This is a genomic window from Paenibacillus sp. PastF-3 (genome assembly GCF_029893135.1).
Taxonomy (GTDB): Bacteria; Bacillota; Bacilli; order Paenibacillales; family Paenibacillaceae; genus Paenibacillus_AQ; species Paenibacillus_AQ nitricinens.
This window is the reverse complement of record NZ_JARXWM010000008.1, coordinates 223,641-242,908: the sequence shown is the minus strand read 5'-3', so window position 1 is coordinate 242,908 and position 19,268 is coordinate 223,641. Positions and strand designations below refer to the sequence as shown.

Annotated in this window: 13 protein-coding genes; 11 read left to right on the top strand and 2 right to left on the bottom strand. The window is 44.3% G+C overall.

Features of this window, described 5'->3' with window-relative positions; translation table 11 throughout:
- Positions 1-154 precede the first annotated feature (154 nt).
- The 8 genes from M2444_RS18135 to M2444_RS18100 all read left to right on the top strand — a co-directional run bounded on the left by M2444_RS18135 (position 155) and on the right by M2444_RS18100 (position 13,188).
- Positions 155-1,420 carry a glycoside hydrolase family 125 protein gene (locus tag M2444_RS18135; RefSeq protein ID WP_280787682.1) on the top strand — a complete coding sequence of 422 codons (1,266 nt, stop codon included), beginning with the start codon at positions 155-157 and terminating at the stop codon, positions 1,418-1,420.
- 44 nt (positions 1,421-1,464) lie between these two features.
- Complete coding sequence (locus M2444_RS18130; RefSeq protein ID WP_280787681.1) at positions 1,465-2,769, top strand: ABC transporter substrate-binding protein; 1,305 nt, start codon at positions 1,465-1,467, stop codon at positions 2,767-2,769.
- A gap of 55 nt (positions 2,770-2,824) precedes the next feature.
- Complete coding sequence (locus M2444_RS18125) at positions 2,825-3,712, top strand: carbohydrate ABC transporter permease (protein ID WP_094875209.1); 888 nt, start codon at positions 2,825-2,827, stop codon at positions 3,710-3,712.
- Positions 3,713-3,745: 33 nt separating this feature from the next.
- Entirely contained in the window at positions 3,746-4,633 is an 888-nt protein-coding gene (locus M2444_RS18120; RefSeq protein WP_280787680.1) for a carbohydrate ABC transporter permease, read from the top strand.
- A gap of 32 nt (positions 4,634-4,665) precedes the next feature.
- Positions 4,666-6,198, top strand: a complete 1,533-nt coding sequence (locus M2444_RS18115) for a glycoside hydrolase family 76 protein (protein ID WP_280787679.1) — start codon at positions 4,666-4,668, stop codon at positions 6,196-6,198.
- 24 nt (positions 6,199-6,222) lie between these two features.
- Complete coding sequence (locus M2444_RS18110; RefSeq protein WP_280787678.1) at positions 6,223-7,278, top strand: glycoside hydrolase family 76 protein; 1,056 nt, start codon at positions 6,223-6,225, stop codon at positions 7,276-7,278.
- A gap of 12 nt (positions 7,279-7,290) precedes the next feature.
- Positions 7,291-8,352: a glycoside hydrolase family 76 protein gene (locus M2444_RS18105; RefSeq protein WP_280787677.1), complete on the top strand. Its 1,062-nt coding sequence runs from the start codon at positions 7,291-7,293 to the stop codon at positions 8,350-8,352.
- 180 nt (positions 8,353-8,532) lie between these two features.
- The gene (locus M2444_RS18100; protein WP_280787676.1) at positions 8,533-13,188 is read left to right on the top strand and encodes a cadherin-like beta sandwich domain-containing protein; all 4,656 of its coding nucleotides are present in this window, start codon (positions 8,533-8,535) and stop codon (positions 13,186-13,188) included.
- A 95-nt stretch (positions 13,189-13,283) separates the two neighbouring features.
- Here M2444_RS18100 and M2444_RS18095 read toward each other — a convergent pair whose 3' ends face one another.
- Entirely contained in the window at positions 13,284-14,171 is an 888-nt protein-coding gene (locus M2444_RS18095) for a fructose bisphosphate aldolase (protein ID WP_280787675.1), read from the bottom strand.
- A 770-nt stretch (positions 14,172-14,941) separates the two neighbouring features.
- Here M2444_RS18095 and zwf point away from each other — a divergent pair.
- The 3 genes from zwf (at position 14,942) to M2444_RS18080 (ending at position 18,254) form a co-directional block, all read left to right on the top strand.
- A complete protein-coding gene (gene zwf / locus M2444_RS18090) occupies positions 14,942-16,477 on the top strand; it encodes a glucose-6-phosphate dehydrogenase (protein ID WP_094868868.1) in 1,536 nt (511 codons plus the stop codon).
- A gap of 72 nt (positions 16,478-16,549) precedes the next feature.
- A complete protein-coding gene (gnd, locus tag M2444_RS18085; RefSeq protein ID WP_280787674.1) occupies positions 16,550-17,443 on the top strand; it encodes a phosphogluconate dehydrogenase (NAD(+)-dependent, decarboxylating) in 894 nt (297 codons plus the stop codon).
- A 166-nt stretch (positions 17,444-17,609) separates the two neighbouring features.
- Positions 17,610-18,254, top strand: coding sequence for a class I SAM-dependent methyltransferase (locus M2444_RS18080; RefSeq protein WP_280787673.1), 645 nt, complete (start codon positions 17,610-17,612; stop codon positions 18,252-18,254).
- Positions 18,255-18,340: 86 nt separating this feature from the next.
- Here M2444_RS18080 and M2444_RS18075 read toward each other — a convergent pair whose 3' ends face one another.
- Positions 18,341-19,096, bottom strand: coding sequence for a DeoR/GlpR family DNA-binding transcription regulator (locus tag M2444_RS18075; protein WP_094868924.1), 756 nt, complete (start codon positions 19,094-19,096; stop codon positions 18,341-18,343).
- Positions 19,097-19,268 lie beyond the last annotated feature (172 nt).

Sequence of the window (19,268 nt, the reverse complement as noted above, 5' to 3'; positions counted from 1 at the left end):
TTATCATTACATAACTATTGATATATCATTATTAATAAATAAACATATTGACATACTAACTACATGACAATATACTAATTTGTGAAAGCGCTTCAAAGGAAAAAGAAAAAAGGGGGTATTATAACTGAAAGCAACCAGAGAAATCCCTGAGTCGATGAAGAAACTGGCATCTAATGTAAAGGTCCAGCTGAATGATCGTCCAAAACTAGCAGAGATGTTCGAGAAATGTATGGCTAATACCTGGAATACAACGTTGAAACGAATGGCGAATGGTACCACTTTTGTCATTACCGGAGATATCCCAGCGATGTGGCTGCGGGACTCGGCCGCTCAGGTTAGACCTTTCCTAATCCTTGCTTCCGAGGATGAAGATATTGCCGACATGATTGAGGGACTTGTACAAAGACAGTTCGCCTGCATCCAGCTTGACCCTTATGCGAACGCGTTTAATGAAGAAGAAAATGGGAATGGTCATCAGGAGGATCTAACGGAGATGAGCCCAGGAGTATGGGAAAGAAAATATGAGATTGATTCGTTATGCTATCCGATCCAACTGGGTTATCTGCTTTGGAAGAATACGGGCCGAACTAGTCAGTTCAATGATTCATTTGTTAAGGGTGTAGAAAGAATCATTGCATTATGGACTACCGAACAGAAACATGAGAGCGATTCCAACTATCTTTTTCAACGCCTGAACTGTCCATCTACGGATACATTAGTGCGTGAAGGAAAGGGGACGTTGACAGCTTATACCGGAATGACTTGGTCTGGATTTCGTCCTAGCGACGATGCCTGTGAATACGGGTATTTGGTTCCTGCCAATATGTTCTCTGCGGTTGTTTTAGAGTATGTGTGTGAAATTGCCAGAGAGATTCTAAAGGATCAAGAACTGGAATTGAAATCCAGAAGACTTTCTGAACAAATTAATGAAGGAATACGCCAGTATGGAATCGTAGACCACCCAGAGTTTGGGTCAGTTTATACCTATGAAGTAGATGGCCGCGGACAGGTGAATTTGATGGATGATGCCAATGTGCCGAGTCTACTTTCTATCCCCTATTTAGGTTATGTGAGTGCTGATGATCCGATCTACCAGAATACCCGTCGTCTTATTTTAAGTGGAACAAATCCTTATTACTTTGAAGGCAAGATGGCTTCAGGTATTGGAAGTCCGCATACGCCACCGCGTTACATCTGGCCTATCGCTTTAGCGATTCAGGGAATGACATCTACCAGCGATGAAGAACAGGATTCCTTGCTTAATCTGCTGGAGAAGACGGATGCGGGCACCGGATTTATGCATGAAGGGTTCCATGTAGATCATCCAGATGAATATACACGTCCATGGTTTTCTTGGGCAAATATGATGTTCTGCGAACTGGTGCTTATGCGCTGCGGTATGCAAGTGAAGCGAAGCTGATATTTGCAAGGTTGTAATTATCTACGCTAAAGGGGATTGAAAACATGAAAAAATGGCTGGTTACCATGCTTGCGCTGGTTATGACTACATCTCTTATCGCAGGCTGCGGGGGGACGAACGGATCAACCGATAAAGGAACAGGAAATACAGGGAAAACTGGAAGTAATGTTGGGAAGAAAACGGAGCTTACCTTTTGGGGTGACTGGGGCGGAGAAGGGCAGAAACAATTCGAGACCATGGTGGATGCTTTTAATAAATCGCAGGATAAGATCCATGTGAAATACGTGCTACAGCAGGATATGATTACGAAATTCCTGACTTCAGCAACGAATGGCGGTACGCCAGATGTACTGTTTTGGGATCGCTGGAGAACATCGTTGTATGCGCCTAAGAACGTGCTGCATCCAGTGGACGAATACTTAACGCGTGACGGCCTTTCCAAAGATGATTTCTACGCTGAATCGCTTCGTGAACTCTCATATGCTGATAAATTATACGGGTTGCCACTTACGGTAGATGCTCGTGCTCTTTTCTATAATAAAAAACTGCTTGCAGATGCAGGACTTCAGCCTCCAACTACGTGGGATGAGCTAGAAGCAGCAGCTACTAAACTGACTAAATGGAATGGTAATAAATTGGAGACCGCAGGGTTCTCTATGGGAGATTTGGGGCTTTTTAATATGTATCTTCAACAGGCTGGCGGCACCATGCTTACAGAGGATGGAAAGACCAATTTTAACAATGATAAAGGCAAACAGGTGCTAGAGTTCTGGGATCGCCTGATGAACAAAGATAAGGTGTATAAAGTAGGGTTCGAGCTTGGACTTGGGGAAGGGCAGGATGCTTTTGTCACAGGTAAGGTTGCTATGTTGTATTCCGGTCCGTGGATGCTCAGCACTTATAACAAATATGGTAAAGATTTAGATTATGGAATCGTTCCCCCTCCAGCTGGACCAAACGGGGATAAAGGCAGTGTGATGGGCGGATTTGGTCTGGTGATTCCAGAAGGTTCCAAACATAAGGATGAGGCATGGGAGTTCATCAAATGGTGGACGGCGAACAAAGATAATGCGCTGCTCTGGGCTAAGACCAGTCTGAATTTGCCGGGCTTTAAGCCGTCCATGGAAGATCCGTTCTTCAAGGATGATCCCAAATGGCAGCCGTTTCTTGAAACATTGGAGTTTGCTAAGGTCCGTCCAAATCACCCAGGTTATTCTGTGATGGAGACCGATGCGTTGGCACCTAATTTGCAGCTCAATCAGCAAAACAAGATGAGCATTGAAGAAACCTTGAAGAAATCTCAAGAAGAGGGCGACAAGATGCTTAAGGATAATGAGGCAGTGAAGTAAGACATTAGAAGCGATGGGGAGGTTCTGCCTCCCTTTTGCTTAGGAGGGGGAGCTAATGGCTTCTATCAGAAGACTTGAAAAACATCAGGCGCGGACGGCTTATTTGTTCATTACACCCACGGTGTTGCTGTTTACAGTATTCACGGTGATCCCCGTGTTCATGGCATTATATCTAAGTTTCACTAACTATGATGTGCTCAGTAGAAACGACTGGATCGGTTTTGATAACTATCGTCGATTATTAGAGGACAATCTGCTGTGGAAAACATTCCAAAATGTATTTCTGTATTCGATTGTTTTCGTCCCATTAAATATCATTATTTCGTTATTACTTGCGATTCTGCTTAGTCGCACATGGCGCGGGGTGAAATTGTTCCGCACGTTGAATTATCTTCCAACACTTACATCCGCAGTTGCTGCGGCTACCGTTTGGATTTGGCTTTTACATCCTGAATTCGGATTAGTTAATGGGTTGTTGTCTTATGTAGGTATAACTGGACCCGCTTGGTTATCCGAGACTCGGACGGCGATGCTGTCGATTATCATGCTCACATTATGGCAGTCGGTAGGTTCGAATATGATTATTTATTTAGCAGGTCTGCAAGGCGTGCCTGATTATCTTTATGAATCCGCAAGGTTAGATGGAGCCAATAAGCTCGATTGTTTCCGGTATATTACATGGCCGCAGCTACGACCAACGACCTTTTTAGTCAGTACGATGGCTATTATTGGTGCTCTGCAGTTATTTGATCAGGCTTTTGTGCTAACGCAGGGAGGTCCGGCGAATATGACGAAGACTCCAGTCTATCTGATCTATCAGCAGGGCTTCAATCAGCTGCAAATGGGGTATGCGTCGGCACAGGCATTTGTGCTTGCTGTGGCTATTCTCATTTTCTCATTAATTAACATGCGGATCTCAAAGGCGGAAGAGCCCATTGTATAGGGTGGGCTTGCCGAGGAGAAGGAGGTTTAAGGTATGGATAATAGCGGAGGATCGCTACTAAAAAGAAACATAAGTAAATCAATTTATTATATAGCCTGCATTGTTATTGCAATTGTAATGTTCCTTCCCTTTTATTGGAGCGTACTTACATCCCTGAAGCCGGACGAAGAAATATTCGCCATGCCGATTCGATGGTTTCCATCACATATAACCTTTGAGCATTACCGCAAAGCGTTCACAACGGTTCCGTTTGCCCTATTTTTCTGGAATTCACTTGTGCTTGCTGTGGCTGGTGTGCTGGCGAATTTGTTCTTAGGTTCCCTCAGTGGTTACGCGTTCGCGAAGCTGAAATTTAAGCTCAATAAACCGATATTCCGCGTGTTGCTAGCAGCGATGATGATCCCGGGCATTGTGACGATGATCCCGACTGTTTATGTCATGCGTCATCTTCCGCTCTTCGGAGGCAATGATATTTTTGGAAACGGTGGAAACGGATTGATGAACTCCTTCTGGGGGATTATTCTGCCGGGAGCCTCCGGAACCTTTGCGGTGTTCTTTATGCGGCAATTTTTCCTTACACTGCCTAGCGACATGATGGAAATGGCCCGAATCGAGGGTTGTGGAGAATTTAAAATCTTTTGGCGCATTTACTTGCCGCTGACGAAACCTGCACTTGCTACCCTAAGTATTTTCACTTTTCAAGCGGGATGGAATAGTTTCCTATGGCCAATGATTGTGCTGAATGACCCGGATAAAGCGACGATTCAAATGGGGCTTCAAGCCTTTTCGTATAATTTCCAAACCGATTATGGTCCAATGATGGCTGGAGCGTTGGTAGCGATCATACCGATACTGGTGCTGTTTTTAGCGCTTCAGCGTTATTTTGTACAGGGGATAGCGTTCAGCGGGATTAAGGGTTAAGGGCTTCATAACCTATCGGGGAGATGATGTTTGTGTTGAATGCCTTGAAGAAAACGTCGTTATTCGCACGTGGCGCGTTGGCGGCGGTTTTGCTTATTGCCCCTTTTAGTGGATATCAGCGAGCGGATGCGTTTACGGCGGCCAATGCCGATACGGCTATGAATAGCTTTGTTAATACTTTCTATGATGCATCTGCAAAATATTTCTACACAAACAGCGACCATCTTATTCATTCCGAACATGCTAGTGGTCCAAACGGTGGGCTGTATACCGATTTTTGGTGGGAGGCCCAGTTATGGGAGACGGTCATGGACGCGTATGAGAGAACGGGCAGTAGCACGTATCGAACGATGATCGATGATATCTATACTGGATTTAATACGAAGTATCCCGATATGATGCTCAATGATTTCAATGATGACTTAGGTTGGTGGGCCTTGGCTTGTATGCGTGCTTACGAGATTACAGGCACTGCTGAATACCGCAACCGAGCCTCTTTTCTATTTGACCAAATCTGGAGCGATTGGGATTCGACCTATGGTGGCGGGATATGGTGGAAGAGAGATGGGACCTCACCTCAGAAAAATATGGCTACAAACGCTCCGATGATCATGACAGCCATCAAGCTCAAGACTGCGACTGGTAATGCGGATTACTTATCGAAAGCACAAACGATGTACACCTGGATTAAAAGCAGACTTGTTAACGGAAGTAAAGTGAATGATCATGTGGAAGGCAGTGGTTCGGGAACGGTCGTGGACTGGGATTTTACCTATAACTATGGAACCTTCTTGGGGGCAGCTCTGGCGATGAATCAGGCGACAGGGACTAGTTCTTACTTGACCGATGCACATACCGCCGCAGCTTATGTGATGGATAAGATGACGCTTTCTTATTCCTTGATGTACGAGGGCGAGAACGATTCCCCGGGCTTTAAAATGGTATTCGCCCGCAATTTGAACCAGCTGAGATTAGCCACAGGTAACACATCCTACTTAAACTTTTTGCAGCAAAACGCTACACAGGCTTTTAATCATCGCCGGGCATCGGATGGCATTATTGACAGTGACTGGACTGCACCCGCTCGGAGTGGTTACATCCAGAGTATCGCTGCGGGAGCAGGCGCGTCTATTCTACAGCTTGTCCCTGCGGATAATTACACCGGGCCTATAGCTGGGAATGGCATTTATGAGGCTGAGAATGCAAGATTATATGGCATCAATAATGAATCCTCACAGCCGGGATTTACTGGAAGAGGTTATACGGCGGGTTGGAACACCAATAATACGCGGATAGAATTCCATGTGAATCAGAACAGTGCAAGTACGCGGACAATTAGCTTCCGTTATGCAGCAGGAGCTGGGAATGCTGGACGGTATGTCAAAGTGAACGGAACGGTCATAAGTAATAATTTGATTTTTACAAGCACAGGCGGCTGGAGTAATTGGAATACGGTCATGCTGAATGTACCTCTGAACGCTGGCTATAATTCGATTGAGATCGGCTTTGATACGGCCAAGGGCAATAATAACTATTTGAATCTCGACAAAATGACAGGTCTATAAGATCGGAATAGGGAGAGCGTCTAAATGAACAAATTGGAGATTGGGGTTTGGGAGGAACGGGCGAATCAAGCGCAGGAAGCGTTGGATACGTTATTCTGGAATGAAGCAATCAAAATGTATAATATCGAAACACCATGTCCAAACGGAGTATGCAATACGATTTTTCATTATTGGTGGATGGCTCATGCCGTGGATGTACTCGTAGATGGATTACTGCGAACAGGAGAGAAACGGTACGCCGAAAGGCTTGCCGCGCTTCACACAGGTCTTCTTAAGCGGAATGGGGGAGTGTGGCCTAATGAGCTGTATGATGATATGGAATGGATGGCTCTTGCATGGCTGCGTGCATATGAGGCAACAGGACTAGAAGTTTATAAAGAAACAACCCTTCTTCTATGGAAAGACATCCAGACGGGCTGGAATGAGCATATGAGTGGTGGGATCGCTTGGCAGAAGACACAGTTAGATTATAAAAATACACCTGCCAACGCACCTGCTGCTATTCTTGCAGCGCGGTTGTATCAAGCTTTTGGAGAAGCTGAGGATCTCGACTGGGCGCTAAAAATATACAACTGGCAAAAAGGGCATCTCGTAGACCCGGAGACGGGATTTGTATGGGATGGCATGAATCGAACCGGCGATGGCTTGATTGATAAGGATTGGAAATACTCCTACAACCAAGGTGTCTATATTGGTGCAGCAGTAGAGCTGTATCGTATCACTAAAGGGCAGGGTTATTTGGATGATGCTCGCCAAACCTTTACTTCTGCTGCCCGTGAGCTCGCTGAACCTCAGGGCGGTGTTCTTCCTGACGAAGGGAATGGTGACGCAGGACTGTTTAAAGGGATCTTGATCCGCTATACAGCAGAATGGGTCAAGATGGACTTTACAGCAGTTGAAGCTGTTGATTTCCTGCGTACAAATGCTGAATGTCTCTGGGATCAAGGGAAGTCCGTTGACGCAGTCTTGTTCGGTACAGATTGGACTTCGGCATCCAATGGTGTCATCCAGCTAAGTTCCCAACTCAGTGCGATCAAGTTACTGGAGAAAATGAGCGAATTGACTAAGGAACAGGTCTGAGGTGATCTATTTATGACACAACCGAAGGAAACGCTGGAGATGATCAACTGGAAGGAACGGGCGGAATGGTTCCAACAGTGTATAGAGCGCAATTATTATAATGCTGAGACGGGTATCATGAACCAATGGTATCCCAGAGCGTATAACGTTGAGGGCGAGAATTTTTATTATTGGTGGCAGGCGCATGTCATTGATATTCTTGTGGATGGTTATGAGCGCAGCGGAGATCCTGCTTATTCCTTGAGAATTAAGGAGCTCAGTCAGAGTCTTGCAATCTATAATGGTGGGACTTTCTTGCATAATTATTATGATGATATGGAATGGACCGCATTGGCGTTGTTGCGTGCTCATAGAGTCTCGGGTGATGAAGCTTATTTAAGCGCTGTACTTGATCTGTGGGCGGATATAAAAACCGCTTGGAACGATAAGCTCGGTGGGGGAATGGCGTGGAAGAAGGATCAGCTCGACTATAAAAATACGCCTGCCAATGCGCCCGCTGCCATTCTAGCCGCCCGTTTATATGAACTTTGTCATAAACAGGAAGATCTGGAGTGGGCACTCCGCATTTATGAATGGAACCAGATGAATTTGGTTGATCCGGCTACAGGTTCTGTGTGGGATGGCATGAACAGACTTGGGGACGGACAAATCGATTTCGATTGGGAGTTCACGTATTGTCAAGGTGTGTTTCTAGGTGCTGGTCTTGAGCTCTATAAGAATACGGGTGACGCCCGCTACTTGGAAGATGCGAATCGAACCGCCGAGGCTTGTATTGAACGTCTGTGCAATCCAGTTACACAGATGCTTCCTGATGAAGGAATTGATGATACAGGGTTGTTTAAAGGAATTCTGATCCGCTATTTCGTGCAGATATTTAGAGAATCTCCTGAGGCAGCCCGCATTTATGAGGTAATAATGGCCAATGCTAACCGCTTCTGGGAAGTGGGGCTGGATAAACAGTTAGGTCTTTGTAGTCCATCGTGGGAAGTGAAACCGGATCTTCCGGTTCAGCTGAGTGTCCAGCTCAGCGGCTTGATGCTGCTGGAGGGTGCAGCGGCACTGATGGAAGCATAAGATGCAGGTTTTAAGATAAACAAAACGTTAGCGAATTTAGGGATTTACCTTGCCTGTAGGCGTGGTGAAGCCCTTTTTTGCGTGAGATAAAATATCTAATCATGCATTTCGTTTTACGTTCCTATGACATTCAGTTGATATAATGATCTGAATTTTGAAATGGGAGAGGGGTCAATCAATTTGAAAAAAATAGTTCAGCGCTGGATTTCTGTCGCCCTTGTGACAGCAATGGTGGTGCAATCCTTATGGGTTCTGTCGGGGACGGGCTATGCGGCCGCAGAATCGGCGAACACCGATAATCTGGCGGAGAACATAGTAATCAGCCATTTTTATGGAGGGAAAAAAGACGATGTTCTCGATGTGTACTCAAGCGACTTTGTTGAATTATTTAATCCTACATCGAAGCCTGTTTCATTAAACGGCTGGTCTATACAATTCGCTGATAACCAGAAAAACAACTGGAAGATAGCAAATTTAGGCGCACCGACAGCACAGATTCCTGCTTACGGCTATTATTTGGTAGCGCTTGGCAGCAACGGAAGTGTCGGAGCTGAATTGCCACAAGCGGATGCCGTGGAGAGTTCTTTTAAACTAGGGAATAACAGCGGTAAGCTAGCCCTATTAAATACGAACCAAAAACTAACCGACAATGATCCAATGAAAGATTCGCTAAAGGATAATGTCGTGGATTTCGTTGGCTACGATGCGGTAGATGCATTTTGGGGAAGTCCAGCGCCGCAGGCTGGCAAGCAAAATACGATGCAGCGCTTAGTGTTCGATCCATTGGAGCCTGTGACCTACCAGACTTCGGCATCCTTCCCGAATAGCGGAAACAACTGGGATACGAAGAACAACGGAAAGGACTTTGAAAAAGTCAAAGGCGCAAAGGCCCGGAATTCCAGCAGCCCGGCGGCTTATGCTTTTGTGGAGAATAATCAGACTGTACAGATGAAGTCCAGCTCTGCCGTAGATTCAGATCATAATACTATTATTCTGAAAGCCTTCAATGCTGTTCTAAAACAGGGAGTATGGGCTTCGGCTGATTTCAACGTATTCGGTCTTCCGGCAGGTTTATCTGCAACGGCAGCCGCTAGTGGGGATCAAATCACTATTACGATTTCTGGAAATGCCTCTGGCAATTTAGATTCTGATGCCAATCTTACGTTTAATATTCTTCCTGGGGCATGGAATCAGGCCAACAAGCCTACTGAACCAGTGAGTGTTTATCAAAAGACCAATACAGTGACCTTGGCTAAGTTTACGCCTTCCAATAAAATTGTTGCTGTTCCAGATTCCTCTGCGATCCCTATGAGCAGCGCGAAGAATGTAAACGCACTTCTGCGGTTGCAGGTTAATGCAGGTGTTGCTGTTGATGGCTCGCTAAGTGCAAATGCTTACAGCGTGGAGGGGCTTCCTGCAGGAGATTGGAAGCTTACGGCTGAAGGACAAAGCAGCAGTAATACGATCACTATCGCCATCTCTGGTGCAGCAAAATTACCGGTTATGGACACTGTGCCGCTTAATGTGACTTTGAAGCCGCAGGCAGTACAGGATAGTGGTTGGATAGAATCCGATGGGATCGGAATCTCATTACTCCGGTATAGTCAACCTGTTCTTTCTGACGAAGCTCGAAAGCAAGTGGTTGAACAAAGAATTATAGCGGACAATACTGGATTTAATGATCCGGTTACTAAAGCATATAAATATGGAAGTGATGCGATGGGAGCTAATGCTTATACTTTTTTACGGGGTACGAATTCATTGTTCAAATCCGATCAGGCGAATCATCTCATTCCATCCCCCGATTCGGTTATCGCAGGGTGGAAAGACAAAGATATTCAAACCTACACACAAGGTGATGCCCATATTCAGAATGTGGGAACCTTTAATGACAGCACAGAAACGATGGTATTTAGTCTGAACGATGTGGATTCTGCGGGAATCGGAAGCTTCTATAACGATTTGGTTCGTTTTGTGACAAGTGTTTACGTCGTGAGATATGATAAAGACAGCTCTGGCATCTTAAATTTACAGGACGCTGATTTCCGTGAAGTATCTGATAAATTCTTGGAAACGTATAAAGATACTCTAGTAGAAATTAATAACGACAATAGTAAGAAGACTACCAAGTTGACCAAAAGCAATGTCACGCCCTATACGAAAAACGTAATGGACAGTGTCTCCAAGGTGTCTTACCCTGAGGCACTGCAAAAACTATTAGGTAAACGCACCTTGAACGGAAAACTTAACATTGCCGGCAATTCGGATAAGTTTGAACTTGCGACTGAGGCTGAAATGACATCCTTGCGTGCAGATTGGGAAAATTATAAGACTCAGGTCAGAGGGAATTTCCCGAACCTAACCGATGAGCAATTTGAGGCTTATTTCACCATCAAGGACATCGCACGCCGCATCCACCAAGGGATAGGCAGCATCGGTGTTGAACGCTATAACGTGCTGATCGAAGGTCGAAGCGTGGCGAACACGGATGACATCCTGCTTGATGTGAAGGAGCAGAATACCAGCGCGTACATCTCCAAAGACGCTTATATCAAGACAGCGGTAGACCCTGATATTTATCTGGGTGTAGTCGAAGCTGCGAACCGTTCTTATCTGATCCGGGAAGTCTCGCCTTATAAAGGAGATTACACAGATAAGCCATTCAAAAATAAAGATGAATTGGAGCAATATTTAATAGATGCGGCAAAAGCCTATGCTTATTCGGATTCTCGTCTAGACAAAGTATCCGAAGCACTGAACTACAAATTTGAAGAGCGTTTTGTAACAGATGTACTTCCAGTGTGGAACGATCTTAAGAGCTTTATTCTGAATGCTGCCGAGGATTATTCACACCAAGTGGTAGCGGATTTTGCATTAGTCCAAAGCGATATGCTGGCAGGCAAGCTCATTGATGTCTCGACACTGAATGATTTGACTGTTCAGACAGGTACGTTATTCCCGTCATTCGCTACCGGTATCACCCAGTATGCAGTTAAGGTAGAACACTCCGTCGATTCTATTGAACTAATGGCGAAGGCTACCGATGACAAAGCGGAGTTGACTGCCCAAGGACAACCCTACAGCAACGGAACCGGAATATCATTTGAGCTTTCAGTTGGAACGAATGAAATCCCATTCACAGTGACGGCACGGGACGGCTCTACCAAGACTTATACCGTGATCGTGACAAGATCTAAGGCAGAAGAAGTGAAAGGTGTTACAGACTTGAGTGCTCTTACATTATCTAGCGGCACATTGGACCCTTCATTTGCTTCAGAAACCACCGAGTATTCGGTGCATGTGAATAAGGAAGTAACAGGCATTACGGTAACAGCTAGTGTGTACGATAGCTCAGCCACACTTACGGTGAATGGTAAACCGTCCACAAGCGGCCAGCTCAGTGACATGATTCATCTTGAGGTTGGAAGCAACAACATTCCGGTTGTGGTGACCGCGGTCGATGGCACGAGTAAAACCTACAACGTAGACGTTGTAAGAGGAGCTGAGGAAGCAGCCAGTCATGACATGGATTTAAGTGCTCTGATGCTGTCTAACGGTATACTGAACCCGGCCTTTAAACCAGAGGTAACAGACTATACTTCTAAAGTGGGCAATGAAGTGTCCAGCATTACGGTAACAGCAAGTGTATATGACAGCTCTGCTGCCTTTACTATAAATGGTACTCCGGCAGTGAATGGACAAACCAGTGAAGCGATTTATTTGAATGTTGGCAACAATGTTATTCCAATTATAGTGACATCATCAGACGGTATCCGCAAGACGTACTCTTTGACTGTGATCCGAGCTGAAGCTGTTACAACGTTACCAACGGAGCCTTCTAATCCGTCGACCTCGACAGGAGGGACGAATCATGTTAATCCTTCGGTCAATAGCGGAACAGTCACAGTAAATGGTGGTGTACTGTCTTTGAACGGGATAGAAATTAATGTTCCGGCTGGGGCAAAGGATAAAGGATTTACGGTAACAGTAACTAAACTAAGTGATATCTCGAACCTTTTCACTGAAGCTGAATTGATATTGCTGGGTGATATTTATGAGATCATCAAGAATGTGGAAGGGGATTTTGCTAAAGCGATCACAATTACACTACCTTTTGACAAGCAGAAAGTGGACTTTAACAAATCCGATGTAGGGTTGTACTGGTTGAACGAGCAGACGAAAAAGTGGGTGAAGCTGGATAATCTGCAACTGGATCTGGAAAGTGGAACGGTGTCGGGAACAGTTACGCATTTTACGAAATTTGCTGTTCTGGTCTCTGATAAAACAGTGGCCCCGACCCCTTCACCGGATGCGGATTTTGTTGATATCAAGGGACATTGGGCTGAAGCAAGCATCAGAGATTTGGTTAAACTTGATGCGATCAATGGCTATCCGGACAATACTTTTAAACCAGATAGTAAGATTACAAGAGCCGAATTCGTAACTATAATCGTCAAAGCCTTCCAGCTTCAGGCCGAAGTCGGCAAAGTGTTTGGCGACACGAAGACGCATTGGGCTAATGAAGCCATTGCAACAGCGGCAGCACTCGGAGTTGTTAATGGTTATAACGCTGGCAACTTCGGACCAGATGAAATGGTTACTCGTGAGCAGGTAGCTACAATTGTCGTTCGCGCAGCGCAGCTTGCAGAAGCAAATATGAGTATGAACTTCTCGGACAGCGCCAAGGTCTCCGCCTGGGCTCGTCCTGCGCTGGGTGCAGCTATAGCTGAGGGACTTCTTAAGGGATATACAGATGGTACATTAAAGCCGCAGGGCAGTACTACTCGTGCTGAAGCAGCAACTATTATTCTGAGAGCACTAGTGTTAAAAAAGTAAAACCAAATTAAAAAGGGCTGTTTCCCGACAGTTATTCACCTGTTAGGGAAACAGCCCTTTTATGTGTTTGGCTTCCTCACGAAGAGAAGAGCTGCTTATTGAATAGAGGCAGCATAAATGGCTTCTACAGATTTGGAGAGGAGCGCGTTAAACTCTTCGTTTGATTGCTCGGCGCTTAGTCCTTGCGATAAAGCACGCGAGAAGCTGGCGATCAAGCCCTGATTATGGGCGAGCTTATCGTTGGCCTCTGCTTGTGTGTAACCGCCGGACAAAGCGACAATTCTTAAAACATGAGGATCATCCATTAATTCACGATAGAAGTTATTCTCCGTGGGGATGGAGAGCTTAAGCATGACCTTCACATCTTTGCCCAGCTTAGACAATTGAGCTGAAAGTTCTTCTTTTAACAGCTTTTCGGAGGCAGTTTTATCATCAGAATGGATATCAACCTCAGGTTCGATAATCGGGATCAGTCCCGCTTCTAAAATTTGCTTGCCGACTTCAAATTGCTGTTCAACCACTTTTTTGATGCCGGAAGGATTGGCTTCTTTAATCACCGAGCGCATTTTCGTTCCAAAGATACTCCGTTCGTTGGCCCGCTTCAGAAGATCACTTAAGCCGGGAATTGGCTTCATGAGCTGTACCCCGTTTTCTGGTTCGGCAAGTCCTTTATCGATTTTCAAAAAGGGCACAATGCCTTTTTCCTCCCACAGATAATCAGCAGTATATTTTCCGTCGATGAGACGGTCCATTGTGTTCTCGAATAAGATGGCACCCAGTATATACTTCGAATCAAATGCAGGGCTCTTGATAATGCGCGTTCGCATCTCGTGAACCATTGCATACATTTGATCTTCATTGGAATAGCTGTCCTCTGTAATGCCATATTGCAGCAGCGCTTTAGGTGTACTTCCACCACTTTGGTCCAAAGCAGCTATAAATCCCTGTCCCGTCCGAATTCGATCCCATTGTTTCATATTCATGAAAAAATCTCCTTCCTTTCGTGAACTGAATGGCTATTCATGCGTTCTTTAATTATAACACTTAATATACTGGCCTTAAACAAGAGGCAGGGTGAATAAGGGGGTAGCCGTCCAACATGAGTGGGTCTCAAGCAAGGAGTTAAGGGCTTCTGCGTCCGATTCAACCAAGGAGATCAGCACGAGTTGACGTAACGGACTGCTTTGCAACTATTGGTCTAGTTTGTGCATTTTTTGAGAGAAATCGGACTGTTTAGCTCTTATCATCTCTCGGAAGCATACTCTGATAATCTTCCTCGAAGAGGACCTTTTTTATGCTTGAAAATCTAAGTTGAGATAAAGCAAGATCGATTTGTAATATTTTATTGACGTCGTCCATTTTAAAATGATCAATTACTTGAAGTTAGTTTAAAGATACAAGGGAGCGTGAGTAAAGTTGACGACTGGAAATTTTATTCTTGTTACTAATTGGCTGTTGTGATGGATTTTAAACCGGAGGGAGAGGATTCAAGTTTGTTAAAGCCGCACTGGGATTGGAATTTTTCTTTAATCAACGTGAATATCCGAGTAATTTAATGCGAATGATCCCATACTATTTTCTTTGTGACATTAATCATAATTTCCAATTCACAGCTTTGTGAAAATAATAACTTTTCGTAAATGTCGAAATGAGGTTGACGTATGAAAATATCAGTCGTATGATTGATTCTACTGAGTATGTTAGTAATTAAAAGTAAGTATATAAATAATATATAACAACAGGAGGAATGAAAGTGGAATCATCAACATTTGTGCTATTCGGCGCTACAGGAGATTTGGCAAAACGTAAAATCTATCCTGCACTATATAACCTCTTTTTAGATGGTCAAATTTCAGGTCCTCTTTCTGTGATTGGATTAGGAAGAAGAGAAGTTTCGAATGAAGCCTTCCGTAAGCAAGTTCTGCAATCCTTACAGACTTTTTCCAGACAACCAGCGGTTGACTCACCGCAATTGCAGGTGTTCTTGGAAGCTTTTGAATATAGTGTTCTAGATGTGGGGAATACCGAAGATTACTTGAAGCTCCTGGAGCATGTTAAACGTCGCGAGCAGTTGTTCAATATTCCAGAGAATCGGATGTTCTATTTGTCTGTGGGTCCTGAGTTCTTCAAGGAAATCGCAGCTAATATTCACTCAAGCGGTCTGGGTTCCACGAAAGGCTGGAAGCGTCTGATTATTGAGAAGCCTTTTGGCACAGATTTAAAATCAGCAAGAGAACTGAATGATAGCTTGAATGCCGTATTTACTGAAGAAGAAATCTTCCGTATTGACCACTTCCTGGGTAAACCGATGGTCCAGAATTTGGAGGTTCTGAAGTATTCTAATCCAGTGCTAAGAGCACTGTGGAAAAATAGATATATCGCGAATGTTCAAATTACAGCGAGTGAGACTGTCGGCGTTGAAGAACGGGCAGGCTATTATGATAAAGCTGGTGCACTTCGTGATATGTTCCAGAACCATATGCTGCAGTTGATGATGATGATGGCAATGCAGCTTCCTAAAGGCAGTACACCTGAAGAAATCCGTGGGAAGAAAATATACGTCATGGAACATCTCATTCCAATTAGCAAAGATGAGGTTAATAAACATGTTGTCCGTGGACAATATGCAGAGGGTGAAATTAAAGGGAATGCTGTAACAGGTTATTTGAATGAGCCGGGAATTAATCAATCCTCGCAAAATGAGACGTTTATCGCAGCGCGTTTATTTATAGATGATCCGCTATGGAATGATGTACCTTTCTATGTTCGTACTGGGAAGAGAATGAAGGAGAAATCCACACGTATTGTTATTGAGTTTAAAGAACCGTTTAATGATAGTAATAACTTGAATAAAGGAAATGACGTACCGAATTTACTAATTATCGAGATTGGACCGAATGAAGCCATAACGCTACAGCTTAACACGAAAGATCAGCTGCAAAAAGGAAAGCTTGAGCCTGTCCGCGCGACTTATGAAGCGGGTACCTCAGATGTTCCGGAAGCCTACGAGAATCTAATCTTCGATGCACTTCGTGGAGATGCTACCTTCTTCGCTCACTGGAGAGAAGTAGAGCTGTCATGGCAGTGGGTTACACCTATTCAGGAAGCGATGGAAGAGGGGCTTATGCCACTTCACACTTATGCGTCAGGATCATATGGTCCAGATGCGGCTATGGAGCTATTGGGTGAAGATCGCTGGTGGTTCGATGAGGCAGATCAGGAGACAGAAGTTACGTCTGCTCAAGCTGAAGTTGCAGCAACGCAAGAATCTATACGGCCAGGGGCGTAAGCCCCTGCCTGTTTTTTTTACCAAATTTGGAGAAATTACATCACAAGAAGCTATATATCGGAGGGGAATTACATGAAAGTAGGATTAGTTGGATTAGGAAAAATGGGCTTTAATTTGGGCCAGAATTTGCTGGATCATGGACATGAGGTTGTCGCATTTGATTTGAATGCACCTGCTGTGGAGGAAATGAAAGCAAAGGGCGCTAAAGGAGCAGTAACACTTACTGAACTGGTACAACAATTGGAAACGCCTAGAATCATTTGGATTATGGTACCACATCAGGTTGTGGACTCTGTCATCGCTGAGATCACACCTTTGTTATCCAAAGGAGATATCGTCGTAGAAGCGGGGAATTCCCATTATAAGGAATCCATTCGCCGTTATGAGCAATTGAAAGAATACGGAATCAGCTTTATGGATGCAGGTACCTCAGGAGGAATGGAAGGCGCGCGGAACGGCGCTTGTTACATGGTTGGTGGAGATCCTGAAGCTTGGGAGGTTGTGGAGCCCATCTTCCGTGATACGGCTGTGGAAAGCGGCTTTTTATATGCCGGTAAAGCTGGTAGCGGCCATTTTCTGAAAATGGTGCATAACGGTATCGAATACGGCATGATGGCTGCCATCGGTGAAGGCTTTGAGGTGCTGGAGAAGAGTGAGTTTGATTACAACTTTGAGGAAGTCGCCCGGGTGTGGAATCATGGATCTGTTATCCGTTCTTGGCTGATGGAACTGGTTGAACGTGCTTTCTCGAAAGATGCTAAATTGGATGAGATCAAAGGGATTATGCACTCCTCCGGAGAAGGCAGATGGACCCTCGAAACCGCATTTGATCTGCAAGCTGCAACACCAGTGATCGCGATGGCGTTATTAATGCGCTACCGTTCACTTGAGACCGATACCTTCACTGGTAAAGTAGTGGCTGCACTCCGGAATGAATTTGGTGGACATGCCGTTGAAACGAAGTAATTAATGTTAATCATTAGCCCGAATTTCCTCGCAATTCATTCTGCGGTGAAATTTGGGCTTTTGTTTTGCAAAAATTAATAAATGGAGAGAATAGATCGAGTACGACTTTAATCCTTTTAACATATTTTAGAGTTAGATGGGGAAATTACGATAAGGGGGAGTTGACATGCGAAACGGAATTCGAGAAAGAATTCATTTTCTGTATAAATTTCTGCATGCGCCCCGACAATTAGGAAGCGTTACTCCCAGTTCACGCTGGCTGGCAAAAACGATGCTTGACATCCTTCCGTGGCAAGAAATGCATAACATCGCTGAACTGGGTGCGGGCACTGGAGCCATCACAAGATTTATTCCAAGCAGGGAAGAGACCGGGATGAATGTGCTCCTGTTTGAGAAGGATCCTGATTTTCGTCATCAACTAAGACTTAAATTTCCTGGCCGTATTTTTCTAAACGATTGCCTGCGGCTAAGGCTTGCACTTCATAATAGAAGGTTAGAGAAGTTAGACTGCATCGTGAGCAGTTTGTCTTTTAGGAATTTTTCAGCCTCAGAACGGACGCTTTACTTTGAACAAATCATCTCTTCTTTAAAAGAGAGTGGCTGGTTCATCACTTTTGAATATTTTCCTCAAATGAAGAAGGAATTAATGCAGCATTTTGATATAGTGAGTGTTAAATGGGTGCTGTTAAATTTCCCGCCAGCGCTTGTTTACATCTGTAGGAAGAAGGCTTCTACACAAGTAAAGCAGGCAGATCCTATTCATTCTTCCATAGATGTAATATCAATTTCTCAGGTTTCTACAGAAAGATAAGGCTGAAAAATACAACAAATGCCGTCACCCATAGCTCAATGGGGAACGGCATTTTTTAAATTAGGCTCAGTATGTTATTACCTATGTTAATAGAGAACCTCAATATTGTCCTCGTTCAGACGTTTCAGCCAAGCTTCAGAAGGCTTACGGTCCGTGATCAAGAAATCAATTTGGCCAAGCTCAACCAGCTTCGTAAAAGCAGTCTTATCGAATTTGGTGTGATCCGCCAGGAGCACGACCTTGTTCGCTTGCCGCAGCATGAACTTCTTAAGCTCACACTCCGGTTCGTTGGAATCTGTGATGCCTCGTTCCATATCCATTCCTTTGCAACTGATGACCGCAGTATCCACATTGTATCTTTGAATGGTGTCATGGGCTACGGGTCCCACCAGCGATAATGACCGGTAGCGAAGTGACCCGCCGGTAGAGATGATATCCATTCCTGAATTCGAGAACACATGCAAAATATTAATGGAGTTTGTGATGATGGTTAAATTGTTTTTGTTGCCGAGCAATTTTAGAAACTCAAAGGCTGTAGAGCTTGGATCTACCATTAATGTATCTCCATCATTGATTAAATCGAGTGCCTTCAAGGCGATTCCCCGTTTAATATCTGTATTCAAGGCATTTCGTGTAACAAAAGGCAGATCCTCATTCGTATGACGATTCAGCATAGCACCGCCATAGGTACGACTAAGGATGCCATCCTTCTCAAGCTTCTCCAAATCTCTGCGTATCGTCTCTTCTGTAACTTCAAACATCCGGCTCAAATCAGAGACCAGTACCCGTTTATCTTGATGGACGAGATCTATAATTTTTTTACGTCTTTCGGCTGCAAGCATAGGAATCACCTTTCCAAAGCTATATTTTACAATCATAGCGCTAAATATCTGTGTTTTGCAATGAAAACAACGTAAAAACATCTGTACTTTCCAATAATATTCACAAAACAGATATAAAACAAACAAAAACAACATAAATTATATTTAAAATGTTGACAACAAAGATTTAGGG